Below are 25,045 nucleotides of genomic sequence, written 5' to 3'. Positions count from 1 at the left end.
CCATCCTGACGTGCACCGGCCCCGTCCGCGCTGCGCGGCCTGCCGTGGGTGAGTACGGGGGAAGGGCCCTACCTGCCTCAATGGGGAGCGCAACCCGGGTGTTTGTGCGCCGTCGCTCGTCACGCGCGCGCCGGAGGGCGTCACTTACGCGCCGGAGCAGGGCGCTAACCCGCCACGCACGGGACGGGAGCGGCTGATTTTTCGTCTTGTCATGGCCGGTTCGGGGCGCTTACTTTTGCGGCTCATGGCATAGGCGAGGGGGCTCTTCCATGGCCGTACGCGGTCGGCACCGTCGGTACCAGCCGAACAGGATCAATCGCGCCTCACTCACGGTCACGGCGGGCGGCGCCGGGATGGCGCTCCCGCTGATCGGCACCGGGGTCGCGGAAGCGGCCGATGTCGAGACCTGGGACAAGGTCGCGGCCTGCGAGTCCACCAACGACTGGAACATCAACAGCGGGAACGGCTATTACGGCGGTCTGCAGTTCAGCCAGTCCACCTGGGAGGCCTACGGCGGCACCGCCTACGCCGCCCGCGCGGACCTGGCCACCAAGGAACAGCAGATCGCGATAGCCGAGAAGGTCCTCGACGGACAGGGCCCGGGCGCCTGGCCGGTGTGCTCGCAGCGCGCGGGCCTCACCCGCGGCGGTGACGGGCCCGCCCGGCAGATCGAGGATGTGAAACCGCAGACCACGCCCCAGTCACAGGCCGGCAAGGTCGAGATGTACACGGTCGTCCGGGGCGACACCCTGTCCGAGATCGCCGACTCCCAGGACGTCCGGGGCGGCTGGCGCAAGCTCTACGAGGCCAACCGCAAGGCCATCGGCTCCGACCCGGACGTGATCATCCCGGGCCAGCGGCTGAGCCTCGACACGGCGGGCCAGAAGAAACAGCAGAAGCAGGAAGGGAAGCAGGAAAAGAAGCAGGAGAAGCAGAACAAGCAAGAGAAACAAGAGAAGCAGAAGCAGAAGCCGCAGAAACAGAAGCAGCAGGCGTCCGACAAGCAGCAGGAGTCGGCGTCCTTCGTCGCCCCGGTCAGCGCTTCCCTCGGCACGCCCTACCGCGCCTCGGGCTCCTCCTGGTCGAAGGGCTACCACACGGGCGTCGACTTCCCCGTGTCGACCGGCAGCACGGTGAAGTCCGTGGCCGCCGGTCAGGTCGTCACCTCGGGCTGGGGCGGCTCCTTCGGCTACCAGGTGGTGATCCGGCACGCCGACGGCCGCTACACGCAGTACGCGCATCTGTCGGCGATCTCCGTGAAGGCCGGCCAGAGCGTGGGCACGGGCCAGCGCATCGGCCGCTCCGGCTCCACCGGCAACAGCTCGGGCCCGCATCTGCACTTCGAGGTGCGGACCGGGCCCGGCTTCGGCAGCGACATCGATCCGATCGCCTATCTGCGGGCGGGAGGGGTCCGGATCTGACGTGGCCACCTGACATGGTGCGGGAGGCCCGTCCGGGCCTCCCGCTCAGGTTTTCACGCGGTCGCGATGCCGGTCGAGGAGAGTCCTGGGCACGTACAACTCGCCGTGGAAGGGCTGCAGCAGCAGGCCGGGCGCACCGTCGTCCGCGCCCGCCGTCGCCGTGCTCCGCCCGAGGAACGGCGCCGGTACGACCACCCGCTGGTCCAGGCCGATCGTGGCACCGGCGCCGGTGACCTCCGCGGTCTGTCGCGGAAGCCCCGCGAGCAGCTCCTCCAGGGTCAGGGACTCCCGCTCCCGGCCGGTGACCGGAACCGTGGCGTCCGCGCCGGCCGCCTCGGCCCGCTCCAGCTCGGCCCGCTCCGCCTCGGCCTCGTCGCCGAGGCGCTCGGTGGTCAGCAGGATCAGACCGCCCGCCGCGACGACACCGCAGCCCAGCGCGAGCAGGGTGCCGGTCGTGCCGTAGCGGAACGTCTCGCCGAACATCGTGATGCCGACCGCGGCCGCCACCACCGGGTTCACCACGGTGAGCGTGGCCAGTGGGGCGGTGAGGCCGCCGCCCCGGTAGGCCGCCTGGGACAGCAGCAGACCGGCCGTGGCGAAGACGCCTATGACGGCGAGGGTCGGCAGGTCGGAGAGGGTGACGCCGTCCGTCCAGTCGACGGCGACCGTCTTGGTGAAGACCGAGGACATGCCGAACGCGACACCGGAGGCGATCGCCAGCAGGATGCTGCGCACCGCCGGATGCCGGTGCGCCGCGCGCGCCGCCACCATCAGCGCGGCCACCCCGCCCCCGCTGACCATGCCCACCAGCACCCGCTGGGTGGTGTCCAGCGACTGCGCGTCCGCCGTGCCCACCAGGGAGAGCAGGCCCGCCAGACCGACCGTCGCCATGATCGCGCCCCGCCAGGCCGTCGCGCCCGCCCTGCGGCCGACGAAGAGCGCCGCCATGGGCAGGGCGAAGACGATGGTCAGCGCGCCCAGCGGCTGCACCAGGCTCAGCGGGCCGTAGGCCAGGGCCACCACGTGCAGGACCCCGCCGAGGCCGTTCAGCCCGACGGCGGCCCACCAGACCGGCCGGCGCAGCGGCGCGTAGGACTGGCCGGGTGAGGACACCGCGACACGCTCCTGGACGATCGCCCCGCCCGCGTACGCCACGGCGGAGACGAACGACAACAGCACGGACAACGCGAGGGCGCTCATGTGCGGCTCCTCAGCGAAGCGCGGGGGCTCCCGGCCCGGCGCGGTGAACGCTCGGCTTTCATGGTGACCACGATGCCTCGCCGAAGCGCTCACGTCGTCGTACCTGAGCACTCAATACGTCCTACTGCCGTTGGAGTACGACCGACCCCACGTCATACCCAAGGTGGGCGACACGGAGTGCAGACCTCCAGGCGAACTCGCCCCCGCGGCCTGGTACTACTCGTCCTCGTGAATCACGACCCCGGCCTCACCGCGCTCGCGGCCCTCGGCGGTTTCTCCGTACTACGCACGGGAGAACCGCCGCACGGCCGGCCGCCGACCCTCGCGGAGGCCTACGCGGCACGGGATGCCGATGTGAAAGAGGAGGTTTACGCGAATCCCGTAATTTTTCGTGTCCGCAAGGTCGCCCGGAGTGTGCGGGCCCCCGAGCCGCGCGTGGCCGCCTCCCTCGCCCACCTCGGCCTCGCCGCCCGGCTGTGGTCGGTGGCCCTCGGCGCGGCCGCCCTGTACGGCCGCGTCCCCGACCTCGATCCGCGTCTGCTGCGCTGGGACGCGGACGCGAGCGCCCCGGACGACCTGTGGCTGACCGAGCTACGGAGCCTGCCCGCCGAGCGGATCGGGGAGGTCGTCCGGGACGGCCATCTCCTGCCGCTGGCGGCCGCCCTGCGCGCTCAACTGCCCGTCTCCGAGCGGCTGCTGTGGGGGAACGCGGGGTCCGCGCTGATGGGCGCCGTGCGCCAGATCGACCGCTGGGCCGCCGCCAACGGCCGTACGGAGGTGGCGAGTCGGGCCCGCGCGCTCGCCGCGGAGCTGTTCGCGCTCCCGGGCCTGGCGGGCACGCTCGACCCGGTGACGTACCGCCGTCGCAGCTGCTGTCTCTACTACCGGCTGCCCGGCGGCGGGCTGTGCGGCGACTGCTGCTTCGACCGCACGCCCGGCGCACGCCCCCTCCGGGGTCCCCGCCCCTGACATCCGGCGCGCGCCCGCGCGCAATCGTGGTCTTCCGCAACCGACCCTTCTGGGTGACCATGTGGGAACCAGCCGCTGAGACAGGGGGTTCCGGGTGCGAGTCGGCCTGCTGACCCGGGAGTATCCGCCCGACGTCTACGGTGGCGCGGGCGTCCATGTCGAGTTCCTCGCCCACGAGTTGCGGTCCCTCGTCGACCTGGAGGTGCACTGCTGGGGCGAGGGCGCGAGCGGCGGTGTCGTACGCCACCGGCCCTGGTCCGCGCTCGACGGCGCCAACGACGCGCTGCGCACCTTCTCCGTGGACCTCTCCATCGCCGCCGGCCTCGAAGGCCGCGAACTGGTCCACTCCCACACCTGGTACGCCAACCTGGCCGGGCACTTCGGCAAGCTGCTGCACGGCATCCCGCATGTGATGACCGCCCACTCGCTGGAGCCGCTGCGCCCCTGGAAGGCCGAGCAACTGGGCGGCGGATACGCCCTGTCCGGCTGGGCCGAGCGCACCGCCGTCGAGTCCGCCGACGCGGTGATCGCCGTCTCCGGCGCCATGCGCGACGACATCCTCGGCTGCTACCCCGCCCTGGACCCGGCGCGGCTCCATGTCGTGCACAACGGCATCGACACCTCCCTCTACCGGCCGGACCACGGCACGGACGTCCTCGACCGCATCGGGATCGACCCCGGCCGCCCGTACGTCCTGTTCGTCGGCCGGATCACCCGGCAGAAGGGCGTGCCCCATCTGCTGCGCGCCGTCCGGGACATCGACCCGGGCGCGCAGGTCGTGCTCTGCGCCGGCGCACCCGACACGCCGGAGATAGACCAGGAGTTCCGCGATCTCTTCGCGGAACTGAGCCGTGTGCGCGAGGGCCTGTTCTGGATCCCGCAGATGCTGCCGCGTCCGGACGTCATCCAGCTCCTCACGCACGCCGCCGTGTTCGCCTGCCCGTCGGTGTACGAGCCGCTCGGCATCGTCAACCTGGAGGCCATGGCCTGCGGTACGGCCGTGGTGGCGTCCCGGGTCGGGGGCATCCCGGAGGTCGTGGAGGACGGCGTCACGGGTCTGCTGGTGCCGACCGGGGACGGCTTCGAGGACGGGCTGGCCCGTGCCCTCGACTCGGTGCTCGCCGACCCCGCGACGGCCGCCCGGATGGGCGAGGCCGGACGGGAGCGCGCGGTGCGCGAGTTCGGCTGGGACGCGGTCGCCCGGCGGACGGTCCTGCTTTACGAGGAAGTCCTCAAACAGGGGTAGTCAAGGGGCAGGCAAGGGCAGGGTTCGGCACGAGCGGGTGTAGAGGGGCGGCGGCATGCGGCGCGGTGGACCTTCGGTGCTGGGAATCGTACTGGCGGGCGGCGAGGGCAAGAGGCTGATGCCTCTGACCGCCGACCGCGCGAAACCAGCGGTGACCTTCGGCGGGACGTACCGCCTGGTGGATTTCGTTCTCTCCAACCTCGTCAACGCGGACATCCTGCGCATCTGCGTGCTCACGCAGTACAAGTCGCACTCGCTGGACCGGCACATCACCACGACCTGGCGGATGTCGAGCCTGCTGGGCAACTACGTCACCCCGGTCCCGGCCCAGCAGCGGCTGGGCCCGCGCTGGTACCTGGGCAGCGCGGACGCGCTCCTGCAGTCCCTGAACCTGGTGCACGACGAACGGCCGGAGTACGTGGCCGTGTTCGGCGCCGACCACGTCTACCGCATGGACCCCCGCCAGATGCTGGCGCAGCACATCGAGGGCGGCGCCGGGGTCACGGTGGCCGGTATCCGGGTGCCGCGCACGGAGTCGTCGTCCTTCGGGGTGATCACCCCCGGCTCCGACGGCCGGACCGTCGAACGCTTCCTGGAGAAGCCGGCCGACCCGCCGGGCCTCGCCGACGACCCCGAATGCGTGTTCGCCTCGATGGGCAACTACCTCTTCACCACCAAGGCCCTGGTGGAGGCGCTCCAGCGGGACGCGGAGGACGAGGACTCCGTCCACGACATGGGCGGCTCGATCCTGCCCCAGCTCACCGACCGGGGCGAGGCCCAGCTCTACGACTTCAGCGCCAACCACGTCCCCGGCGAGACCACCCGCGACCAGGGTTACTGGCGGGACGTCGGCACGCTCGACGCCTACTACGACGCCCATATGGACCTGATCGCCGAGCGCCCCGCCTTCAATCTCTTCAACCGCAGCTGGCCCATCTACACCAGCTCCGGCCAGCTCTCGCCGGCCCGGTTCAACGCGGGCGGCATCGCCAGCGAGTCGATCATCAGTGCGGGCTGTCTGATCCGCGGCCAGGTGACGCGGTCCGTCCTCTCGCCGGGGGTGGTCGTGGACCCGGGCGCCGTGGTCCAGGGCTCGGTCCTGCACGACAACGTCCACATCGGACGGGGTGCGGTCGTCCGCGGCGCCGTGATCGACAAGAACGTCCAGGTGCCCCCCGGCGCCACCATCGGAGTCAACCCCGAGCGGGACGCCGAGCTGTACACCGTCTCCCAGGGCGGGGTGATCGCGTTGGGCAAGGGTCAGCAGGTGCCGTAGCCCCGGAGATAGCCCTTCAGGGTGACCCCTGTGCACACAGATGTCCCATGAGTCCCGCCTCTCTCACGTGGCGGGACTTAATCTGTTGTTAACTGTGCGTAGCTTGATCGTACTTGACCGTAATCGGCCAACAGCGATTGACTGCTGACTCACCCGTCGTCGACGCGAGGCAAGCCCTTGACTTCTGACCTGCTCGCCCCACTCGACCTGGCGTTCTGGAACATCGAGTCCGCCGAACACCCCATGCATCTGGCCGCCCTGGGGGTCTTCACCGCGAACTCGCCCACCGCGGGCGCCCACGCCGCCGAGTTGCTCGCCACGCGGGCCGCCGCCGTGCCCGGGCTGCGGATGCGGATCCGGGACGTCTGGGTCCCGGACGTACGGCTGCCGCTCGCGTTCGGCGGCGCGACCCGGGAGCCCGTCGCCGACTTCGAGCCCTTCGACCACGTACGGCTGCACGCGCCGACCACCGACTTCCACGAGGTGGCCGGACGGCTCATGGAACGCCCGCTGGAGCGCGGCCGGCCGCCGTGGGAGGCGCATGTGCTGCCGGGGGCGGACGGCACCTCCTTCGCCGTGCTGTTCAAGTTCCACCACGCGCTCGCCGACGGACTGCGGGCGCTGACGCTGGCCGCCGCCGTGATGGACCCCATCGACATGCCCGCGCCCCGGCCGCGCCCCGCCGAGCCGCCGCGCGGCCTGATCGGCGAGGTGCGCAAGCTGCCCGACCTCGTCCGGGGGACCCTCTCCGACCTCGGGCGGGCCCTCGACATCGGCGCGTCCGTCGCCCGCACCACACTCGACGCGACCCTCGGCGCCCGCTCCTCCGCCGCACTGACCTCCGAGGCCAGCGGCACCCGCCGTACGGCCGGGGTCCTCGTGGACCTCGACGACGTGCACAAGATCCGCAAGACCGTCGGCGGCACCGTCAACGACGTCCTCATCGCGGTGGTGGCGGGGGCGCTGCGGCGGTGGCTGGACGAGCGCGGGGACGGCAGCGAGGGGGTCGCGCCCCGGGCGCTGATCCCGGTCTCCAAGCGCCGGCCGCGCACGGCGCATCCGCAGGGCAACCGGCTCTCCGGATACCTGATGAAACTGCCGGTGGACGACCCCGACCCGCTGCGGCGGCTGCGCACGGTCCGGGCGGCGATGGACCGGAACAAGGACGCCGGGCCGAACCGGGGTGCGGGGGCGGTCGCCCTCCTCGCCGATCATGTGCTGCCGCTCGGCCACCGCCTCGGGGGGCCGCTGGTGAGCCAGGCCGCCCGCCTCTGGTTCGACATCCTCGTCACCAGCGTGCCGCTGCCCAGCCTCGGCCTCCGCCTCGGCGGCTGCCCCCTCGCCGAGATCTACCCCCTCGCTCCGCTCGCCCACGGTCAGTCCCTCGCCGTCGCCGTCTCCACGTACCGGGGCAGCGTCCACTACGGCCTCGTCGCCGACGCGGAGGCCGTCCCGGACCTGGAGCGGCTCTCCTCGGCGGTCACCCGGGAGGTGCGGGAGCTGTTGGCGGCGTGTGAGGTGTGACGCGTCGGGGTGCGTCGCCGGGTGCGGGTTCGGTGGGGCTTCTCGCGCAGTTCCCCGCGCCCCTGAAAAGCAGGGGCTGCGCCCCGTGTTTTTCGGCCCGAAAGGGCCGTAGGCCCTTGAGGGGCGCGGGGAACTGCGCGACCAGCCCCCACCGGACCCGCACCCGAAGTTTGGTCACCACACCCCCCGCTCCGTACAATTCCCCGTTCGACAGCGGACGCGCCTGGGCGGGCCGCGGTGATTCAGGGAAACGGCAGCGCGATGACGGTGACAGAGGACGGCCCGGCGACCACGGACGAGGTCGCGTACGGCCCGGGGATCGACCCGGAGCGGCTCGCCGTGTGCCTCAGCGTGCTGGACGAACTGGACAAGCTGGAGGTCGACCACCCCGACGCCATCGCGGTGCGAAGGGCGACCGCCGGTGTGTACCGCACGGTCAAGCAGCGCCGCCGCCAGGAGCGCCGCGCCGCCAAGACCGCCCACGACAAGGCGGTCACCGAGTCCACCGCCACCGGCTCAGCCCAGCGCATCGACGACGAGACCGAGGGCATCCTGCCGTCGTCCGTCACCGAGGAGGGCAAGATCGCGGGGATACTCCAGCGCCCCCGCTCCTGCTACACCTGCAAGACCCGGTACGTCGAGGTCGACTACTTCTACCACCAGCTCTGCGCCGACTGCGCCCGGCTGAACCGCGGCAAGCGCGACGCCCGCGCCGACCTCACCGGCAAGCGCGCCCTGCTCACCGGCGGCCGCGCCAAGATCGGCATGTACATCGCCCTGCGGCTGCTGCGCGACGGCGCGCACACCACGATCACCACGCGTTTCCCGAAGGACGCCATCCGCCGCTTCAAGGCCATGGACGACTCCGCGGACTGGATGGACCGCCTGGAGGTCGTCGGCATCGACCTGCGCGACCCGGCCCAGGCCGTCGCCCTCGCCGACCAGGTCGCCGAGGCCGGCCCCCTGGACATCCTCATCAACAACGCGACCCAGACCGTCCGCCGCCTGCCCTCCGCCTACGCCGCCCTGGTCGACGGCGAGAGCGCCCCGCTGCCCGTCGGCGAGCTGCCCCCGTACCACGTCATCGGCGCCTTCAACTCCGGCGCGGTGGACGGCCTGACCGGGAGCGCCGCACTGCCCGTCGGCACCAGCGGCCTCGACGCGCAGCGGGTCGCCGACCTCGCCCTGGTCGCGGGCAACGCCAGCGTCGCCCGGCACCTCGACGGCACCGCCATCGACGCGGGCGGCCTCGTCCCCGACGTGGTGGACAGCAACACCTGGGTGCAGACCATCGAGCAGATCTCCCCGGTGGAACTGCTGGAGACCCAGCTCTGCAACTACACGGCCCCCTTCATCCTGATCAGCAAGCTCCGCCCGGCCATGGCCGACGCCGCCCGGAAGGCGAGCAGCGGACGGGCGTACGTCGTGAACGTCTCCGCGATGGAGGGCGTCTTCGGCCGCGGCTACAAGGGCGCGGGCCACCCGAACACCAACGCCGCCAAGGCCGCGATGAACATGGTCACGCGGACCAGCGCCCAGGAGATGTTCCAGTCCGACGGCATCCTGATGACCTCGGTCGACACCGGCTGGATCACCGACGAGCGCCCCCACTTCGACAAGCTGCGCCTCGCCGACGAGGGCTTCCACGCCCCGCTCGACCTCGTCGACGGCGCGGCCCGCGTCTACGACCCCGTCGTCCTCGGCGAGCGGGGCGAGGACGTGTACGGCGTCTTCCTGAAGGACTACGCGCCCGGCAAGTGGTGAGTGGACCGGGCCCGGTCCGACACCAACTCCAGTACCGTCCGCCAGTCCTCCAGTACCCCGGCGTCCACGCCGGGTGTCCAGCCCGCCTCGTCCGCGTGGCGCAGGGCGAGTACGTCCTCGACGAGCACGGCGTCCGCCCAGCCGCCCGCGTGCATCCGCACGAGGTCGTCCGCGCCGAGGGCGTGCAGGCGTACGAGCCGGGCGACCCGTTCGCCGAGCAGGGGCCGTACGGTGTCGGCCGCCAGGTCGGCGTGGCCGGTGTCGTCACCCGGACGGAGCAGATGGCCGATGGCGTGCACCAGACCGGCCACCTGGAGTTCCTTGTCGGCCGGCCGCCCCCGGCGCAGCAGCGCGGCGGTCTGCAGCGCGTGTTCGCGGGAATCCACCGGGGTGCCCCGGCGGCGGTCCGGCGCCGTGCCGCCGTCCCGGCAGGCGTGCAGCAGATCCATCAGCTCGTCGACGCTGCGCAGTTCCATCCGCCGGTCCTCCCGAGTCCGCCCGCGAGAAATGCCGTTGCGACACATGAGCAGATCATGGTCGGCTTGCTATTCGGCCAACGGGACCTGAACTACGTGCCGAGGCCAGCGATCCGATGGGTCGTCGGACCGGTGCGGGGTTCGAGTACTGAGCCGAACGGGTGATGAGAAAACCTGCCAAATGGGTCAAATTGCCCTAGGGTAAGGGCTGCTGGGCGCTGAACGACTCAAGACAGTTACCTCTTGTTTTCAGCCCCATCGAGCGGCCGCCCGCTCATTTGGTTACTCTGTACCGGACGGACAGCCTTATATGGGTCCCACCCACACCCACGGTCCGTCCCGGGACAAGCCGGTCACCACGGCCTGTTCTCGCACCCAGAAAATCCGGCGCCACCGCGTCCGAACTGACATCGACTCAGACCCGAGCGGACGTCAGGCGCACAGCGGCAGGCTGGCCGACGTCCCGAGGGTGACCCGACACATAAGGAGTGCGCGGTGACACCAGAGAAATCGAATGGCGATCAACGCCCCAAGGAACGCACCGAGGGCGGCCGGTCGAAGAAGGAACTCGGCAGCCTGGACGTGTGGGCCAGGTCCGCCCCGATCCGACTGGCGGGCTACGAGGACGACCTCGCCGAGCCCCACATCCTGCCCAGCGTGGACTGACCGGCAGGACCGTGTGATCGCCGTCTGCATGGGCGTGCCAGACTCGCGCCCATGCAGATCAGAGAAGCCACCGCCGCCGACTGGCCCGGGATCTGGCCGTTCTGGCACCGCGTCGTCGCCGCCGGTGAGACCTACACCTGGGACCCGGACACCACCGAGGAAGCCGCCCGCGCCCTGTGGATGGCGCCCGCGAAGCGCGTGTACGTCGCCGAGGACGAGACCGGAGCGGTGATCGGCTCCGCCTTCCTCACCCCCAACTACGGTGGCCCCGCCGCCCGTATCGCCAACGCGGGCTTCATGGTCGACCCCGACCGGGCCGGCCGTGGCATCGGCCGCGCCCTCGCCGAGCACATCCTCACCGAGGCCGTGGCCCAGGGCTTCCGGGGCATGGTGTTCAACGCCGTCGTCGAGACCAACCCCGCCGTACGCCTCTGGACCTCCCTCGGCTTCACCGTCCTCGGCACCGTCCCGGACGCGTTCGACCACCCGAAGGACGGCCGGGTCGGGCTGCACATCATGTACAAGGCGCTCTGAAACCGCCTAGTCCATGGGCGCCGTCCGCCGCCACGGGTTCAGCTCCTCCAACCGGCCCGCCACCGCCAGGAGTTCGAGCTCCGAGCCCGGGCGGCCCACCAACTGCACCGCACAGGGCGCACCCGACGGCAGGGTGCCGAACGGCACCGACAGCGCCGGCCAGCCCGTGAGGTTCCACGGCGGGGTCAGCGGCGAGTAGCTGGTGTTCACCAGCAGATTGCGCAGCCAGCCCCGCTCGTGCCAGTTGGCGGCGGCCGGCCCGCGCCGGGCGAGCGCCGGGGTGAGCAGCACATCGTGCTCGGCGAAGAACGGCCGCAGACGGCGGCGCAGTTGCTCCCGGCGGTCGCCCGCGCGCACCCCCTGCACGAAGCGCCGCCCCAGGGCCGCGTGCACCCGCGTGCGCCGGGTGAGCAGCCGCGGGTCCAGGTCCTCGGCGTCCACCGCCGTCCCCGCCGTCCAGTGCGCCAGCGAGGTCGTGCCCAGCCAGACCGGATACGAGGGATCCGCCGGCCGTACGGTCAGCCCGGCGCCGGTCAGCAACTCGGCGGCCCGGCGCGCGGCATCGGCGTACGGGCGGGTGACGGCCACACCGGGCAGGGGGCTGCGCACGGACAGGGCGACGCTCGGCGAGGTCGGGGACGGGGCGGGCTCGGACGGCTTTTCGGTGGCCGAGCCCGCGAGTATCCCGAACATCAGCCGGGCGTCCTCGACCGTCGTCGCGAGCGGGCCGTTCTCCGACATGCCGAACCAGTCGCCGTGCCCGATGTCCGCCGGGACGACACCGAAGCCCGGCTTGAGGCCGAGCAGACCGCAGTTGGCGGCCGGTATCCGCAGCGAGCCCATCCCGTCGTTACCGAGGGCCAGCGGCACCATCCCGGCGGCCACCGCGGCCGCGCTGCCGCCCGAGGAGCCGCCGGTCGTGCGGGAGAGGTCCCACGGGTTGCGGGCGATGCCGTGCACACCGTCCGTCGTACCGAAGACACACAGCTCGGGCACGTTCGTGAGCCCCACGACCACCGCGCCCGCGGCCCGCAGCCGGGCCACGGTCACATGGTCCTCGTCGGCGGGTGTCTCCGGGGTCGCGGCGGACCCGTTGCGGGTGGCCTCGCCCCGTACGGCGAGGTTGTCCTTGATCGCCACCGGCACGCCCGCCAGCGGCAGTTCGGCGAGATCGGCCCGCCCGGCCACCTCGTCGGCCTCCGCGAGGGCCGCCGCCGCCCGGACCGTGCGGAACGCGCCGACCCGCCCGTCCAGCGCCTCGATCCGGGCCAGATGCTCGGCCACCACCGCACGCGGGGTGACCCTCTTCTCCCGTACGGCGGCGGCGATCTCGGCGGCGGTCCGGCCGGCCCACGTGGTCACGGGCGCTCCCTGGCGGTGTCGTGCGCGCCGGTGCCGGACGCGACAGAAGGGCGTACCCGTGAGTAGTGATCGAGTACGGCAGCACTGTGCCCTGTGGGGCGCCCCCGCGTCGAGAGTCCGCCGGGAAGTCGTGACCGGCTACGGCTCGCGCGCGGGCGGACCGGCCAGCCGGGTCGGCGGCAGGAACTCCCGTACGTACGTCCGCTCCCAGCAGGCCCCGGTCCGCCGCAGCTCGTGCCAGGTCGTGTAGCGGTAGCGGAAGAGGCGGGCGCGGACGAAGCGGGGCGGGGCGTCGGCGGGGAAGGGGGAGCGGCGGAGCAGACGGAGGGTGTCGCGGTCGTTCTCCAGGAGGCGTTCCACCAGGGCTCCGAACCAGGAGTCGGCGTACGCGGGGGAGAGCGCGGCGAACCACATCAGCCAGTCGAGCCGCAGATGGTAGGGGGCGAACTGGCGCGGCCAGCGCCGGGGATCGCCCGGCTTGCCCTTGAACTCGTACGCCCGCCACTCGGAGTCCTCGCGCGGCGTCTCGTCCGCCGTGCCCTCGATCACCACCTCGTACCGCACCCGGCTGATGCTGCCGAACGCCCCGTAGGTGTTGACCAGGTGCAGCGGGTCGAAGGAGCGGTTCATGACCTGGCGGCGGGAGATCATGTTGCGGACCGGGTGGTAGCTGAGCCCGAGGACGAGGGCGGCGACGGCGAGCACGACGACCGTGTACCAGAGGGGTGCGTCCGGGGTGTCCGGTGCGGTCGTGCCGAAGTCGACGGCGGACAGGGCCAGCACGACGGTGATCCAGTTCAGCCAGGAGAAGTTGCCCGACAGGATCAGCCACAGCTGGGTCAGGATCATCAGCGAGGCTGCGGCCGTGGCGATCGGCTGCGGGGCGAAGAGCAGGAACGGGACGACGAGCTGGGTGACGTGGTTGGCGGCCACCTCGACGCGGTGGAACGGCTTCGGGAGGTGGTGGAAGAACCAGCTGAGGGGGCCCGGCATCGGCTGGGTCTCGTGGTGGTGGTCGAGACAGGTCAGCTTCCGCCAGCACTCGTCGCCGCGCATCTTGATCAGCCCGGCGCCGAACTCGACCCGGAACAGCACCCAGCGCAGCAGGAACAGCACGACCACCGGCGGCGCCACCTCGTCGTTGCCGAGGAAGACGGCCAGAAAACCGACCTCCAGGAGCAGCGACTCCCAGCCGAAGGAGTACCAGGTCTGCCCGACGTTCACGATCGACAGATACATCGCCCAGGGCACGAGCCACAGCAGCATGCCGGCCCACAGGGGCAGCGCCGAGTCCACCCCCGCGACCAGCGCCGCCGACACCGCACAGCCCGTCCAGGCCCAGCCCGCGAAGAAACGGTCCGAATAGTGGCGGTGGAACACGCTCGGCGCGCGCCGGAACGGCACCCGCTTGACGAAACGGGGGATCGGCAGCATCCCGCGCTCACCGAGCAGCGCGCGGAAGTGCAGGGCCGCCCCCAGGAAGGCGACCAGATAGAGGACGGCCAGCGCCCGCTGGAAGAGCAGCCGGCTCAGCCAGTAGTCGGGCCCGGTGAACCACTCCACGTCACCGACGATAGTGGCCGGATCGGCGATGGCTGCCTCCACTCGAATATTCAGGCAAATGCTGTCAAAGTGTCCCCATGGTTGATCGGGGAGCGAGCGACTCCGACGTCCCGGACGACTGGCTCTCCCACCCGGACCCCGTCCTGGCACTCAATCTCATGGGCACCTTCGACTGGGACCTCGACGCCGGTGCGTTCCACATGGACGCCAAGGCCCATGAGATCTTCGACGTCCGCCCGGACGAGTACGACGGCAACCCCGAGACCCTGTCGCTGCGGGTGCCCCCGATGGAGGGCCGCAGACTCGACACCCTCGTCTCGCAGGCACTCAAGGACGGCAGCGAGAACTACGGGGCCTACTTCCGGATCCGGACCCGCGAGGGCACCCTGCGCTGGACCCACACCCAGGGCTACATCCGCCGTGACGCCACCGGCCGCCCGTACCGCGTGATCGGCATCGTCCGCGACGCCACCCGGGAGCTGCGCGAGATCCGCTCCCGCACCGAGCGGGCCGCGCACGACGAGGCCCGCCGCCGACAGCCCAACGTCGTCCAGGTCATCACGGCCGCCCTGGCCCACGCCCGGACCGTCCAGGACGTGATCGACGTGCTGGAGGACACCGACGGACTCACCCACCTCGGCGCGACCAGCCTGGTCATGGGCCTGGTCGAGGCGGGGCGGGTCCGGATGGTCGCCGCCGGCCCCGAGGACAGCTATGTGCCCGGCACCCGGATCACCCGCCTCGACGTGAAATACCCGATGAACGAGGTCGTACGGCATCTCGTGCCGCACTTCATCGAGTCGCCGGAGGAGTTCGCCGAGTCGTACCCGCTGCTGTGGCCGCACATCACCGACCTCAAGATCACCTCGGCCGCCTATCTGCCGCTGATCGTGCAGGCCCGGCCCATCGGCGCGATGGGGCTGCTCTACAACGACCGGCGGGGCTTCACCTCCGAGGAGCGCGACGTCCTCATCGCGCTCGGCAGCAGCATCGCCCAGAGCCTCCAGCGGGCCATGTTCTACGAGGGGGAGAAGGACCTCGCCGAGGGACTCCAGCAGGCCATGCTGCCCCGGTCGATCCCCAGCGTCCCGGGCGCCGACATCGCTGTTCGCTACCGGGCCGCGTCCTTCGGCGGCTCGCTCGGGAGGGACATCGGCGGCGACTGGTACGACCTCATCCCGCTGCCCGGCGGGCGCGTCGGCGCCGTCATCGGCGACGTCCAGGGCCACGACACGCACGCGGCGGCCGTCATGGGCCAGCTCCGTATCGTCCTCAAGGCCTACGCCACCGAGGGGCACACCCCGGCCACGGTGATGGCCCGCGCCTCCGCCTTCCTCCACGAACTCGACACCGACCGCTTCGCGACCTGTCTGTACGCGGAGGCCGACCTGTCCACCGGGGTCGTCCAGGTGGTGCGGGCCGGGCACATCGACCCGCTGGTGCGGCACACCGACGGCACCTGTCACCGGGTGGTCGTGGAGGGCGGGCTGCCGCTCGGGTTGTCCGCCGAGTTCGGCGGTCTGGAGTACCCCGTGACCACCGTCGAGATGTTCCCCGGGCAGACGCTGCTGCTCTGCACCGACGGGCTCATCGAGCAGCCCGGCGCCGACCTCGACGACGGCATGCGGACGCTGAAGGCGCTGATCGCCACGGGGCCCGACGACGTCGACGATCTCGCCGACCGGCTCATCGACGTGGCGGAGGAGCGGGGCGGCGACGACGACGTGGCGCTGCTGCTGCTCCGGCGGCGCAGCCGTAGTGCGGAGCAGCCCGGTGGGCGGCTCCAGCAGCATGTGGGGCCCGGGGATCCGGAGGCGCTCACCGAGGCGCGGCACATGATCGGGGCGGCGGTGCGGACGTGGGGGGCGCGGGATCGGGCCGACGAGATCGAGCTGGTCGCGGATGAGCTGATCACCAATGCGCTCATGCATACGGAGGGGGCGGCGATCGTGACGTTGCGGGCGTTGGCGGGGTCCGATCGGCGGTTGCGGGTGGAGGTCGAGGACTCGTCCAGTGCGTTGCCGCGGCGGAGGGAGGCGGGGGAGGCGGGGGTGTCGGGGAGGGGGTTGCTGTTGGTGGACCGACTGACGGATGTGTGGGGGGTGGAGGCGCGGGGTGGGGGGAAGTGTGTGTGGTGCGAGTTCGTGCTGCCGGGTGCGTGAGGGGGCGGGGCCTTTGGGGTGCGTGGTCGGGTGCGGGTGCGTGGGGCTTCTCGCGCAGTTCCCCGCGCCCCTGAAAAGCCGGGGCTGCGCCCCGTGCTTTTCGGCCCGCAGCCCCACCGGACCCGCGGTCGACAACGCGCTGCGGACACCCATGGCACTCTGGACTTATGCCTGAATTGCCCGAGGTGGAGGCGTTGCGGGACTTCCTGGGTGGGAGTCTGGTCGGTCATGAGGTCGTCCGTGTGCTGCCCGTGGCGATCAGTGTGCTGAAGACGTACGACCCGCCCGTGAGCGCGTTCGAGGGGCGGGCGGTCACGGGCGTACGGCGGTACGGGAAGTTCCTGGACATCGAGGCGGACGGCGGCGAACTGCACCTCGTGACGCACCTGGCGCGAGCCGGCTGGCTGCAGTGGCGGGACCGGCTGCCGGACGGCCCGCCGAAACCCGGCGGCAAGAGCCCGCTGGCCCTGCGCGTCGCCCTGGAGACCGGCGAGGGCTTCGACCTCACCGAGGCCGGGACGCAGAAACGGCTGGCGGTGTACGTCGTACGGGACCCGGCGGAGGTGCCGGGCGTCGCCCGGCTCGGTCCGGACCCCCTCGCCGACGAGTTCGACGTGACCCGGTTCGCGGGGCTGCTCGCGGGGGAGCGGCGGCAGCTCAAGGGCGCGCTGCGGGACCAGAGCCTGATCGCCGGGATCGGGAACGCGTACAGCGACGAGATCCTGCACGCCGCGAGGATGTCGCCCTTCAAGCTGGCCTCCTCGCTGAAGCCGGAGGAGGTCCGGCATCTGTACGAGGCGTTGCGCGGCACCCTCACCGAGGCCGTGGAGCGTTCCCGGGGGCTGGCGGCCGGGAGGCTGAAGGCGGAGAAGAAGAGCGGGCTGCGGGTGCACGGCCGGACCGGGGAGCCCTGCCCGGTGTGCGGGGACACCGTCCGGGAGGTCTCCTTCAGCGATTCCTCGTTGCAGTACTGCCCGACCTGTCAGACGGGCGGCAAGCCCCTCGCCGACCGACGCCTGTCACGGTTGCTCAAATAGCGACTCGGCCGGCGCGAGGCACCTGGCGTGACCATGGCGCAGAGGGCCTCGAAACGGCCCCGGTCCGAGTCCGACCATGATCCGCAACCATTGAAGGTACGGACCAATGTGCGGGTCGATGGGGGCCAGCTCAGCGCCAGGCCGGGGCCTTGAGCGTCGCCAGAACCTCGCCGTCCTGGCTGCGCACCTCGAAGTGGCTGATGTCCTCGCGCTGCATGGCGGTGCCGCCCACCATCTCGGAGGCCTTGTCCGCGCCCTCGGGGGACTTCCAGTTGGCGGCCGTCTCCTCGGAGCCGTCCTTGCCGATCACGACGAGCCGGCAGGCGTGGGCGCCGTCCGCCTCCTTGACCTTCAGCTCGATGTCGCTGCCCCAGACCCGTTCCTCGGCCTTGATCTCCGCCCATACGCCGGTCTTGGCGTCCGTGGCGGCGACGGTGTCCGGTGCCTCGCCCGGACCTGCGAGAACGGCCACGGCGGGGCCGCCCACGGCGATGACCACGGAGGCCGCCAGGGCGAACAGCCAGCGCCTGCGCTTGGCCCGGTGGCGGGCGGCCACCTCGTCGAGCAGCCGTCCCAGCATCCGGGGGCCGGGCGCGGCGAAGGGGTGCACCGCACGCGGGGTCGCGTTGCGGTACAGCATCAGCTGGCGGGCAGCCGGGCGGAACTCGGTGACCTGTACCGCGCACTGCGGGCAGCCGCGGACATGGTCCTCGAAGTGGAACGAATCCACCTCGTCCAGCACGCCCAGCGCGTACGCGCCGACGTCGTGATGACGATCCTGGGACCACATGGCAATTCCTCGGGCCGGTGTGCGGTGGGGGTTGCTTCCTGCCCCCACCGGTACGGACCTGACCGACGAATCACTCAAGCCCCGCGACCATTGCCAACCAAAAGATTCGGAGCCCTCCGCCGGGCGGATTGGTCCGGGATCGAAAAAGTTGGTCCATCGGGGCCGCGACAGCCGGATGGCCGCCACCTGAACACGGGGTGTCTGGGCCCGGGCCCGGGACGGCCGGGCTCAGAACAGGTGGATCGCCAGATGCCCCAGCGGCAGACCGAGCCGCCAGGCCGGGGTCCAGACCTTCGGCCCGTCGTCCTCGCCCAGCACCGCGCCGCCGCCCGGCACCGCGTCCAGGTCGGGGGCGAGCAGCTCCGTCTCCTCCAGCCAGCGCCAGGCCGCGGCCGCCAGGTCCAGGTCCGGTGACGGGTCGCCCGACTCCAGCGCCTCGGCGGCGAAGTGCGCCATACGCTCGCACACCCAGTCCTGCCACGGCTGGTCGTACGCCGTCAGCGACAGCCAGGTCTCCAGCTGGGTCACGACCCGGATGCCGGAGAGCTCACCGCCCGCGTCCGAGAGGAAGATGGTCAGCGCCAGGGCGTCGCGCCCCGCACGGAACTCGAAGGACGTCGGCGGCATCAGGTCGCCCGTCCGCAGCAGCTCCTCCGCGATGTACTCGGCGTAGAACCACGCCATCGGGACGGCCAGTTCGCCGCCGCCGGCGCCGTCCGTGCTCTCCTGCCCTCTGTGCAGCATCCCTTCCTGCCTTCCTCCGGTGCGTGCGCGTCGCCCGACCCCGGGCCTGGAGACCAGGCCCCGGCCCCCATCCGAAACACGGATAGAAGACAGCTGATTGCTCAACCGGGGTATTCAGCAAGGCGCTTTACGGAGGTTTGACTCGGCCATGGGTTTCACCGCAGGTCGGCCGCGTATCCGGGAAGCACCCGGCGCAGGGCGCGCAGCGCGTAGTACGCGCGGGACTTCACCGTACCGGGCGGGATCCCGAGGGCTTCGGCGGCTTCCGCCACACTCGCCCCCTGGAAGTACACCTGCACCAGTACTTCCCGGTGTTCGGGAGTGAGTGTCTTCACAGCTTCCCGTACATCGAGGGTCGCCACCGACCGTTCGGCGTGATCCGCCATCACTCGGGCGTTCTCCAGCACCGCGTCCCCCACCTCGGCGGGGCGCGCCTGCCGGGCCCGCCGCGCGTCGATGGCGAGCCGCCGCCCGACGGTGAGCAGCCAGGGGCGTACGGAGTCGAAGTCGTCGGCGCGCAGCGCCTCGGGGTGTTGCCAGGCGCGCACGAGGGTCTCCTGCACCAGGTCCTCGGCGCGGTGGCGGTCTCCGTCGGAGAGCCGCAGCAGCAGGGCGAAGAGAGGGCGGCCGTGTTCGCGCTGGAGCTCGGCCAGCTCGTGTTCGGCGGTCGTCCCGTAGGTGATCGTGGTTCCGGCCGTCATGGCCGTATGGGAACGCGGGCCGTGGCGCGGGGACAGGGGCCCGTCACGGGTGTGCGGCGGGCGGTCGAACCTGTCGACGAACGGTGCGACGAACGGTCTGCCGGTCCTTCGGAGGCTTTGCCTCCGGTACCCGGTCGACCTGAACGGCCCCACCGGATCGGCGCCTACGGCACCACCGTCACCGGCCAGCGGCCCGCCTTCACCAGGCGTAGGGCGACCGAGCCGACGATGCGGTGGCCGGCCTGTTGGGAGGCGCCCACCACGACCGCGTCGGCCTTGAGCCGGTCCGCCGCCGTCACCAGGCCGTTGAACGGGTCGCCGCGGAAGGTGTGGAACTCCCAGCGCACCTCGAAGATGCCCTTCACCTGCTCGGCGGCCTCCCGGATCTCCGCCACGAGGTGTTCGGCGATCTCGTCGGTCGTGCCCGCCACCGGCACCCCGAGCGCGGCACTGGCCGCCAGCAGCGGCTGCACGTACACGATGGCGAGCAGCGCGTGCTGGCGGCGGGCGAGGCCGGCGGCGTAGGACACGGCCCGCAGCGAGGTCTCGGAGCCGTCCAGTCCGACGAGGACGACCTTCGGTCCGTCGGTGCCGCGTTCGAACCGGTGTGCTTGCTGATCGGTCACGGTCGCGAGGCTATCCGAGCACCCGGGCACCGGCGTGCGCCGGGCGCCCGCCGGGAGCGCGGCGCGGCGCATTACTCCGATCGGGTGTTTCCATGCCGCCGCACCGGTGTCGTGGTGGTGCGCCGTCCCCGCCTTGGTCGACTGATGAGTCATGACGAAGGATCAGATGTTCACGCGTCGCCATCTGGTGACGGGCGCCGCCGCCCTGCTGGGCGCGGGCACCACGGTGGGGACCGCCGCTCTGCTCATCGGCGACGGGGGCTCCGCTCCGGCACCGGCCGGCGCGCCCGCCCCGGCGGCCGGCTCCGGCGGCCGCCCGGTGCTCCGGCCCTCCTCCTACCGTCTCCAGCCCCTCACCGGCTACGGCCGGCCCGCCCGGCGCCGCGCCCTGCTCCCGGCCGGCGTCCGCAGCGAGCCGTTCCTGCGGATGGAAGGGCGCGGCCGGAGCATGGTGCTGTCCTTCGACGACGGCCCCGACCCCCGCTACACACCCGACATTCTGCGCATCCTCCGCGACCACGACGTCCGCGCGATGTTCTTCGTCTGCGGCGAGATGGCGGTCCAGCACAAGGACCTGCTGCGGGAGATGGCCGACGACGGCCATGTGGTCGGCAACCACACCTGGTCCCATCCGCTGCTCACCACCCTCTCCCGGTCCCGGGTCCATGACGAGATGGCCCGTACCAGCGACATCATCGAGAAGGCCTACGGCGAACCGCCACTGTGGTTCCGCGCCCCGTACGGCGCCTGGAACCGGGCCGCGTTCCGGTTCGGCGCCGAACTCGGTATGGAGCCGCTGGGCTGGACCGTGGACACCCTCGACTGGCGGACCCCCGGCGCGCACACCATCGCCGAGCGGGTGACGGACGGAGCGGGCCCCGGTGTCGTCGTGCTCTCCCACGACGCGGGCGGCGACCGCTCGCAGAGCGTGGCGGCCCTGCGCGACTACCTGCCCGAACTGCTGGACTCCGGATACCGCGTCACCGTGCCCCAACGGAAATACGCCTGACGCCTTACGGACTGTCGCCCGCCCGGCCGGGAACGCTCAGCGCACCTCGACCAGGCGGGCGAACACGACGACGTTCCCGTCGTAGCCGTTCTGCTTGGAGAATCCGCCCCCGCAGGTGATGACCCGCAATTCGGGAATCCCGCTGTTCCCGTAGACCCGGTCGCCCGGGAAGTTGTTCTTCTCGAAGACCTCGATGCCGTAGATCTCGAAGACGGCGGTCTTTCGGTCCGCGCGCCGGATCTCGACCTCGGTGCCCTTTTTCAGTGCCCCGAGTCCGTAGAACACGGCGGGCCCCTGATTGTTGTCGACATGACCGACCACGACGGCCGTGCCCTTCTCGCCGGGGGAGACCGCGCCGGTGAACCAGCCCGCGAGGTTCGGATCCCGGGCCGGCGGCGCGTCCACCCAGCCCTGCGCGTCCAGCCCGACGGGCATGGCCGGCGCGTCCACCCGGATCGAGGGGATCCGCACCCGGTCGACCATGGAGTACGGCAACGGGTCGGGAACGTCGGTGAAGGTGCCGTGCGGGGTGCCGCCGCTGTCGGCCGCCGCCGCGGACGCCGGCTGCGGCGGGCCCACGTCGAACTCCCCCGAGCCGTTCCGGATCAGAGCGAGACCGGTCAGCAGAACAAGCGCTATCACGCCCCAGGGAGCGCGCTTCTTCCGCCGCTCCTCCCATTCGGCCTCGGCCGGTCCGGACGAATACATTCGCCATCCCCTCTCGACCCGGCCGTCGCCGTGTCCGTCGCGCATACGACAAAAGCTAAGCGTGCCGCACGTCGAAGGCGACGGGGGCAGGTACGAACGGGTGGCGGCGGAGCCGACTTCTGCGCCATCCGAGTTCGCCGCCCGGAGGTTTTTTCTGACGGTCCGTGACCTGCGGTGATATCCGATCGTACGGAGATATCCCCGGCGTGTCCCCGACCGGCACTCACCAGGACGGACCAGCGCCGAAATGCGGCCCCGCGCACGGCATCTGAGGGTCGTTCCGGGAGACGCTTTCTCGCCGATCGACCGGGGACGGGACCCGGGGCGTCTTCCGCGGAGGATCACATGCGTAACTCTCGTGTCCTGGCGGCCTCGGCCGCCGCGGTCGCCCTGGTCGGCGTCGCCGCGCCGACGGCCGCCGCCTGGGACCAGCCGAGCAGGGTGACGGCCGCCCCCAACGTCATCGCCCGCGGCGGGCAGCTCGTCCTCACCGTCAGCGGCGGTGACGCGTGCGCGATCGCCGGCAGCACCATCAGCTCCAACGCCTTCCCCACCACCAACCTCACCTCCATGGGCGGCACGACCGCCTCGGCCACCGTGCGGGTCAACTCCGACGCGAGCCCCGGTTCGTACAGCGTCACCACCCACTGCGAGAGCAAGCGCAAGACGTTCACCGGTGTCTTCACCGTCATCGGCGGGGTGCGAGGCGGCCTCGGCGGCAGCACGTCCACCGGGGCCACGACGACCGACATCGCGATCGGCGGCGGACTGGTGACGGCGGCGGTCGTCGGCGGCGGGGTGTTCTGGATGCGCCGCCGCGCCGAGAGCAAGCTCTGATTCGATAGCAAGCTCTGAGCCGAGAACAGGCGCTGAGCCGAGAACAAGCTCGCCGAGAAGCACAGCCCTTCGCCCCGGAGCCCGTAACGGTCCGGGGTGGAGGGCTGTCGCGGTGCGGCGGGGACAGTGGTCAGCTGTGGCCGCCGTCCTCAGGACGGCGGCCCGACCAGTGCCAGGCCACGCCCAGCGTGCCCGCGACGAGTGCGGCACCCAGGCCGATCTCCGTGAGGTCGAAGCCGGCGACGGTGCCGCCGGCCCCGGCGTGGGAGCCCCGGGAAGGATGATGGGTGGGGTGGTGCGTCGGGTGGCCGGAGGCGATGGTGAGATCCGTCCGCCCGGTCTCGTCACCGCACTGGAACGTCACCTCGTACACCGTGCCGGGCCTGGCGTCCCGGTCGACGCTCGCCGTGGCGGAGGAGTGGCCGTGGGGGATGACGACGGCGTCGAACACACCCGAGGACACCGTCGTACGGTGCCGGCAGCCGTCCACGCGCAGGGTCACCTGCCCACCGGGGGCGACCGTCGAGGGCACGACACCGAAACCGAACGACGTGATGTCGCCGGCCCGTGCCGCGTGGGCGGCGGGAGCGGTCAGGGAGAGGGCGGTCACGCCCAGCAGAGCGGCCGAAGCGACGCGTATCGCGCGCATGGATGAGCCTCCGGGTCCCCGAGGAGCCTGCCGCGGACCGATTCCGCCTGCGCCGGAAATGCACCTCGATGACCGAAACGCTAGGAAGGCGCGCCGTGCGGCGCGATCTCAGTCGCGCGAATGGGGCACGGATGTGCTCCGCTCAGGGGACCGGCATACGTACGGCCGGGGGACGGGCGCGGCGTGGCGCCCGTCCCCCGGCCGTGGAACCTGATTCCGGCGACCGGGCTTGAGGGACCGTCACCCGCCCGCGTTCGGGAACAGGGCGAGGAACGGATCCGCGGTGGCCGACAGGCCCCGGCTGTAGGGCGCGTCGAAGTCCCAGACGAGGAACAGCAGGAACGCGATGAGGGCGGAGAACAGACCGGCGAGGATCAGCTCGCGCGGTGTACGCCGGATCTGCAGCGCGAACACCATGCCGACCGTGACGACGGCGCCGATGATCAGGCCGAACCAGACCACGCCCGGCATCGTCTCGCCGGTGGAGTCCGCGCGGTTGCCGCGCGCGGCGTCGGCGGCGGCCACCTGGTCGAGCAGTGGCTGATACGCCTGCGCCTCGAAGTCGCTGCGCGGCTCGTAGTCGGTGACCTCGTGGCGCACGGTGTCGAACAGGGCGGTGCCGCGCTCGGTCACCTCGCCCTTCTCGGCCATGACCTTCCACTCGGTGGTCACCACGTGGCCGACATAGGCGTCGATGTCCGCGCGGATCCCGTCGCGCACGTCCTCCGGGTACACCCGCACCCGCTCACTGATCTCGTGCAGGGCCTGTGCCTCGGCCTGGACCTGGTCCTGGGCGGCGCTGCGGGCCTCCCAGACACCGGCGATCGCCAGGCCCAGCACGATGGCGTACACCACGCCGATCATCATGGTGATGTACTCGATGACGTCCGGGGTCTCGGACGGGTCCTCGTCCGCGGGTGCGGCGTGATGCCGTACTACGGCCACGATGAGGACGACCAGACAGGCCGCCCCCATCGCGAGGGTGAGAACAAGCCATTCCGACAAGAGGTTCCTCCAGGGATCGGAGCGGTTCTAGCGCGGACGCAGGGCGGCGGCGGCGAACACCGCGGGGACGGTGACGAGCAGGGCCATGGAGACGAGGGACGGGCCGGAGGGCTTGGCCGCCGAGTGGGACGGGGCCCGGTACGGGGGATAGCTGACCGGGGTCGGCGACACCTCCGGACGTGGACTCGGCGAGGGCTTCGGCTTCGGCGGGGGAGGCAGGGCGGGGGCCGGCCGGGGCGCCACGGTGACGGGCGGCGGTGGCGGTGCCGGTGGTGGTGGGGGAGGCGGCGGTGGCGCGGGCCTCGGGGGCGGGGTGGGCGACGGCTTCGGAGGCGGCGGAGGATCCGGAGTCGGATCCGGGGTGGGTGTGGGTGTGGGAGTGGGCGGGGGATCGGGGGTGGGGTCGGGCGACGGCGTCGGCTCCGGGGGGCACGACGGCGTCGGGGACGGCGTCGGCGGTGGTGGGGGCGGTGGAGGAGGGGGCGGCGGGGTGGTCGGGGGTGGCGACTCGCAGGAGCCGGTGCTCCCGATCGCCACGGCGACCGCGCCGCCGCTGTCCGGGCCGACGACGGCGTACGCGCAGGCGTCGGCGACCGCCGTGCCGCTCGGTGCTCCGGTGAGGAGCCAGGTCAGTGCGAGCAGGGCCGGCAGCCGCAGGGCGAGAGCGGATCGGGTCCGTTGGGGTCCTTGCACGTCGGAGATCATCCGTGGTCGCGCGCCCGCGTACGCGTGAGCACGGATGGATTGCTCCAAATGAGGGAAAAACGGGCCCCGAA

24 protein-coding genes are annotated in these 25,045 nt (G+C 71.8%); 12 read left to right on the top strand and 12 right to left on the bottom strand.

What is annotated here, in order from left to right:
• The first annotated feature begins 269 nt into the window (after positions 1-269).
• Positions 270-1,421 (top strand): transglycosylase family protein, encoded by a 1,152-nt coding sequence (locus tag ACZ7MG_RS21975; RefSeq protein ID WP_471391205.1) that lies wholly within the window; start codon positions 270-272, stop codon positions 1,419-1,421.
• A gap of 45 nt (positions 1,422-1,466) precedes the next feature.
• Here the strand turns inward: ACZ7MG_RS21975 and ACZ7MG_RS21970 are convergent, their stop codons facing one another.
• Positions 1,467-2,621 carry a DMT family transporter gene (locus ACZ7MG_RS21970; RefSeq protein WP_471391208.1) on the bottom strand — a complete coding sequence of 385 codons (1,155 nt, stop codon included), beginning with the start codon at positions 2,619-2,621 and terminating at the stop codon, positions 1,467-1,469.
• Between the two features lie 228 nt (positions 2,622-2,849).
• Between ACZ7MG_RS21970 and ACZ7MG_RS21965 the strand changes: the two genes are divergently transcribed.
• From ACZ7MG_RS21965 to ACZ7MG_RS21945, 5 genes are all read left to right on the top strand, one after another.
• A complete protein-coding gene (locus ACZ7MG_RS21965; protein WP_471391211.1) occupies positions 2,850-3,590 on the top strand; it encodes a (2Fe-2S)-binding protein in 741 nt (246 codons plus the stop codon).
• Between the two features lie 94 nt (positions 3,591-3,684).
• On the top strand, positions 3,685-4,836 hold the full coding sequence (glgA, locus tag ACZ7MG_RS21960) for a glycogen synthase (RefSeq protein ID WP_471391213.1): 1,152 nt from the start codon (positions 3,685-3,687) through the stop codon (positions 4,834-4,836).
• Between the two features lie 55 nt (positions 4,837-4,891).
• Complete coding sequence (gene glgC / locus ACZ7MG_RS21955; RefSeq protein ID WP_471391216.1) at positions 4,892-6,112, top strand: glucose-1-phosphate adenylyltransferase; 1,221 nt, start codon at positions 4,892-4,894, stop codon at positions 6,110-6,112.
• Between the two features lie 177 nt (positions 6,113-6,289).
• Positions 6,290-7,636 (top strand): wax ester/triacylglycerol synthase family O-acyltransferase, encoded by a 1,347-nt coding sequence (locus ACZ7MG_RS21950; RefSeq protein WP_471391219.1) that lies wholly within the window; start codon positions 6,290-6,292, stop codon positions 7,634-7,636.
• Positions 7,637-7,897: 261 nt separating this feature from the next.
• Positions 7,898-9,400 carry an SDR family NAD(P)-dependent oxidoreductase gene (locus ACZ7MG_RS21945; RefSeq protein WP_471391222.1) on the top strand — a complete coding sequence of 501 codons (1,503 nt, stop codon included), beginning with the start codon at positions 7,898-7,900 and terminating at the stop codon, positions 9,398-9,400.
• Here the strand turns inward: ACZ7MG_RS21945 and ACZ7MG_RS21940 are convergent.
• Positions 9,379-9,876, bottom strand: coding sequence for a hypothetical protein (locus ACZ7MG_RS21940; protein WP_471391224.1), 498 nt, complete (start codon positions 9,874-9,876; stop codon positions 9,379-9,381). The two genes, ACZ7MG_RS21945 and ACZ7MG_RS21940, sit on opposite strands and share 22 nt — an antisense overlap.
• A gap of 495 nt (positions 9,877-10,371) precedes the next feature.
• Here ACZ7MG_RS21940 and ACZ7MG_RS21935 point away from each other — a divergent pair, with 495 nt between their 5' ends.
• A complete protein-coding gene (locus tag ACZ7MG_RS21935) occupies positions 10,372-10,542 on the top strand; it encodes a hypothetical protein (RefSeq protein ID WP_471391226.1) in 171 nt (56 codons plus the stop codon).
• Positions 10,543-10,593: 51 nt separating this feature from the next.
• Positions 10,594-11,076, top strand: a complete 483-nt coding sequence (locus ACZ7MG_RS21930) for a GNAT family N-acetyltransferase (protein ID WP_471391228.1) — start codon at positions 10,594-10,596, stop codon at positions 11,074-11,076.
• A gap of 6 nt (positions 11,077-11,082) precedes the next feature.
• On the opposite strand, the gene ACZ7MG_RS21925 is transcribed toward ACZ7MG_RS21930, so the two are convergent.
• Positions 11,083-12,438 (bottom strand): amidase, encoded by a 1,356-nt coding sequence (locus ACZ7MG_RS21925; RefSeq protein ID WP_471391231.1) that lies wholly within the window; start codon positions 12,436-12,438, stop codon positions 11,083-11,085.
• Between the two features lie 138 nt (positions 12,439-12,576).
• Positions 12,577-14,001 (bottom strand): lipase maturation factor family protein, encoded by a 1,425-nt coding sequence (locus ACZ7MG_RS21920; RefSeq protein WP_471391389.1) that lies wholly within the window; start codon positions 13,999-14,001, stop codon positions 12,577-12,579.
• A gap of 77 nt (positions 14,002-14,078) precedes the next feature.
• Here ACZ7MG_RS21920 and ACZ7MG_RS21915 point away from each other — a divergent pair, with 77 nt between their 5' ends.
• Complete coding sequence (locus tag ACZ7MG_RS21915) at positions 14,079-16,163, top strand: SpoIIE family protein phosphatase (RefSeq protein ID WP_471391234.1); 2,085 nt, start codon at positions 14,079-14,081, stop codon at positions 16,161-16,163.
• Positions 16,164-16,330: 167 nt separating this feature from the next.
• Positions 16,331-17,200 (top strand): Fpg/Nei family DNA glycosylase, encoded by an 870-nt coding sequence (locus ACZ7MG_RS21910; protein ID WP_471391236.1) that lies wholly within the window; start codon positions 16,331-16,333, stop codon positions 17,198-17,200.
• Positions 17,201-17,330: 130 nt separating this feature from the next.
• On the opposite strand, the gene ACZ7MG_RS21905 is transcribed toward ACZ7MG_RS21910, so the two are convergent.
• The 4 genes from ACZ7MG_RS21905 to ACZ7MG_RS21890 form a co-directional block, all read right to left on the bottom strand.
• Positions 17,331-17,990: a hypothetical protein gene (locus ACZ7MG_RS21905; RefSeq protein WP_471391239.1), complete on the bottom strand. Its 660-nt coding sequence runs from the start codon at positions 17,988-17,990 to the stop codon at positions 17,331-17,333.
• A gap of 228 nt (positions 17,991-18,218) precedes the next feature.
• Positions 18,219-18,734 carry a hypothetical protein gene (locus ACZ7MG_RS21900; RefSeq protein WP_471391241.1) on the bottom strand — a complete coding sequence of 172 codons (516 nt, stop codon included), beginning with the start codon at positions 18,732-18,734 and terminating at the stop codon, positions 18,219-18,221.
• 155 nt (positions 18,735-18,889) lie between these two features.
• Complete coding sequence (locus ACZ7MG_RS21895) at positions 18,890-19,435, bottom strand: sigma-70 family RNA polymerase sigma factor (protein WP_450943071.1); 546 nt, start codon at positions 19,433-19,435, stop codon at positions 18,890-18,892.
• 164 nt (positions 19,436-19,599) lie between these two features.
• Positions 19,600-20,061, bottom strand: a complete 462-nt coding sequence (locus ACZ7MG_RS21890) for a universal stress protein (RefSeq protein WP_471391245.1) — start codon at positions 20,059-20,061, stop codon at positions 19,600-19,602.
• 151 nt (positions 20,062-20,212) lie between these two features.
• Here ACZ7MG_RS21890 and ACZ7MG_RS21885 point away from each other — a divergent pair, with 151 nt between their 5' ends.
• On the top strand, positions 20,213-21,070 hold the full coding sequence (locus ACZ7MG_RS21885; RefSeq protein WP_471391246.1) for a polysaccharide deacetylase family protein: 858 nt from the start codon (positions 20,213-20,215) through the stop codon (positions 21,068-21,070).
• Between the two features lie 36 nt (positions 21,071-21,106).
• Here the strand turns inward: ACZ7MG_RS21885 and ACZ7MG_RS21880 are convergent, their stop codons facing one another.
• Positions 21,107-21,778, bottom strand: coding sequence for a class F sortase (locus ACZ7MG_RS21880; protein ID WP_471391392.1), 672 nt, complete (start codon positions 21,776-21,778; stop codon positions 21,107-21,109).
• 345 nt (positions 21,779-22,123) lie between these two features.
• Here ACZ7MG_RS21880 and ACZ7MG_RS21875 point away from each other — a divergent pair, with 345 nt between their 5' ends.
• Entirely contained in the window at positions 22,124-22,615 is a 492-nt protein-coding gene (locus tag ACZ7MG_RS21875; protein WP_471391249.1) for a hypothetical protein, read from the top strand.
• A 130-nt stretch (positions 22,616-22,745) separates the two neighbouring features.
• Here the strand turns inward: ACZ7MG_RS21875 and ACZ7MG_RS21870 are convergent, their stop codons facing one another.
• The 3 genes from ACZ7MG_RS21870 to ACZ7MG_RS21860 form a co-directional block, all read right to left on the bottom strand.
• Positions 22,746-23,264, bottom strand: coding sequence for a hypothetical protein (locus ACZ7MG_RS21870; protein WP_471391251.1), 519 nt, complete (start codon positions 23,262-23,264; stop codon positions 22,746-22,748).
• A gap of 240 nt (positions 23,265-23,504) precedes the next feature.
• Positions 23,505-24,269, bottom strand: coding sequence for a bestrophin-like domain (locus ACZ7MG_RS21865; RefSeq protein WP_471391253.1), 765 nt, complete (start codon positions 24,267-24,269; stop codon positions 23,505-23,507).
• Between the two features lie 27 nt (positions 24,270-24,296).
• The gene (locus ACZ7MG_RS21860) at positions 24,297-24,962 is read right to left on the bottom strand and encodes a hypothetical protein (RefSeq protein ID WP_471391256.1); all 666 of its coding nucleotides are present in this window, start codon (positions 24,960-24,962) and stop codon (positions 24,297-24,299) included.
• Positions 24,963-25,045 lie beyond the last annotated feature (83 nt).

The sequence above is a fragment of the Streptomyces sp. NPDC107538 genome (genome assembly GCF_055657445.1).
This window is presented reverse-complemented; position numbering and strand designations above follow the sequence as displayed.

What these genes read in the sequence shown, in the direction of transcription:
- ACZ7MG_RS21975 (WP_471391205.1), top strand. Translation starts at nt 270, where the DNA reads ATGGCCGTACGCGGTCGGCACCGTCGGTACCAGCCGAACAGGATCAAT.
- ACZ7MG_RS21970 (WP_471391208.1), bottom strand. Translation starts at nt 2,621, where the DNA reads ATGAGCGCCCTCGCGTTGTCCGTGCTGTTGTCGTTCGTCTCCGCCGTG.
- glgC (WP_471391216.1), top strand. Translation starts at nt 4,892, where the DNA reads ATGCGGCGCGGTGGACCTTCGGTGCTGGGAATCGTACTGGCGGGCGGC.
- ACZ7MG_RS21945 (WP_471391222.1), top strand. Translation starts at nt 7,898, where the DNA reads ATGACGGTGACAGAGGACGGCCCGGCGACCACGGACGAGGTCGCGTAC.
- ACZ7MG_RS21940 (WP_471391224.1), bottom strand. Translation starts at nt 9,876, where the DNA reads ATGGAACTGCGCAGCGTCGACGAGCTGATGGATCTGCTGCACGCCTGC.
- ACZ7MG_RS21930 (WP_471391228.1), top strand. Translation starts at nt 10,594, where the DNA reads ATGCAGATCAGAGAAGCCACCGCCGCCGACTGGCCCGGGATCTGGCCG.
- ACZ7MG_RS21915 (WP_471391234.1), top strand. Translation starts at nt 14,079, where the DNA reads ATGGTTGATCGGGGAGCGAGCGACTCCGACGTCCCGGACGACTGGCTC.
- ACZ7MG_RS21910 (WP_471391236.1), top strand. Translation starts at nt 16,331, where the DNA reads ATGCCTGAATTGCCCGAGGTGGAGGCGTTGCGGGACTTCCTGGGTGGG.
- ACZ7MG_RS21905 (WP_471391239.1), bottom strand. Translation starts at nt 17,990, where the DNA reads ATGTGGTCCCAGGATCGTCATCACGACGTCGGCGCGTACGCGCTGGGC.
- ACZ7MG_RS21900 (WP_471391241.1), bottom strand. Translation starts at nt 18,734, where the DNA reads ATGCTGCACAGAGGGCAGGAGAGCACGGACGGCGCCGGCGGCGGCGAA.
- ACZ7MG_RS21895 (WP_450943071.1), bottom strand. Translation starts at nt 19,435, where the DNA reads ATGACGGCCGGAACCACGATCACCTACGGGACGACCGCCGAACACGAG.
- ACZ7MG_RS21885 (WP_471391246.1), top strand. Translation starts at nt 20,213, where the DNA reads ATGACGAAGGATCAGATGTTCACGCGTCGCCATCTGGTGACGGGCGCC.
- ACZ7MG_RS21880 (WP_471391392.1), bottom strand. Translation starts at nt 21,778, where the DNA reads ATGTATTCGTCCGGACCGGCCGAGGCCGAATGGGAGGAGCGGCGGAAG.
- ACZ7MG_RS21875 (WP_471391249.1), top strand. Translation starts at nt 22,124, where the DNA reads ATGCGTAACTCTCGTGTCCTGGCGGCCTCGGCCGCCGCGGTCGCCCTG.
- ACZ7MG_RS21870 (WP_471391251.1), bottom strand. Translation starts at nt 23,264, where the DNA reads ATGCGCGCGATACGCGTCGCTTCGGCCGCTCTGCTGGGCGTGACCGCC.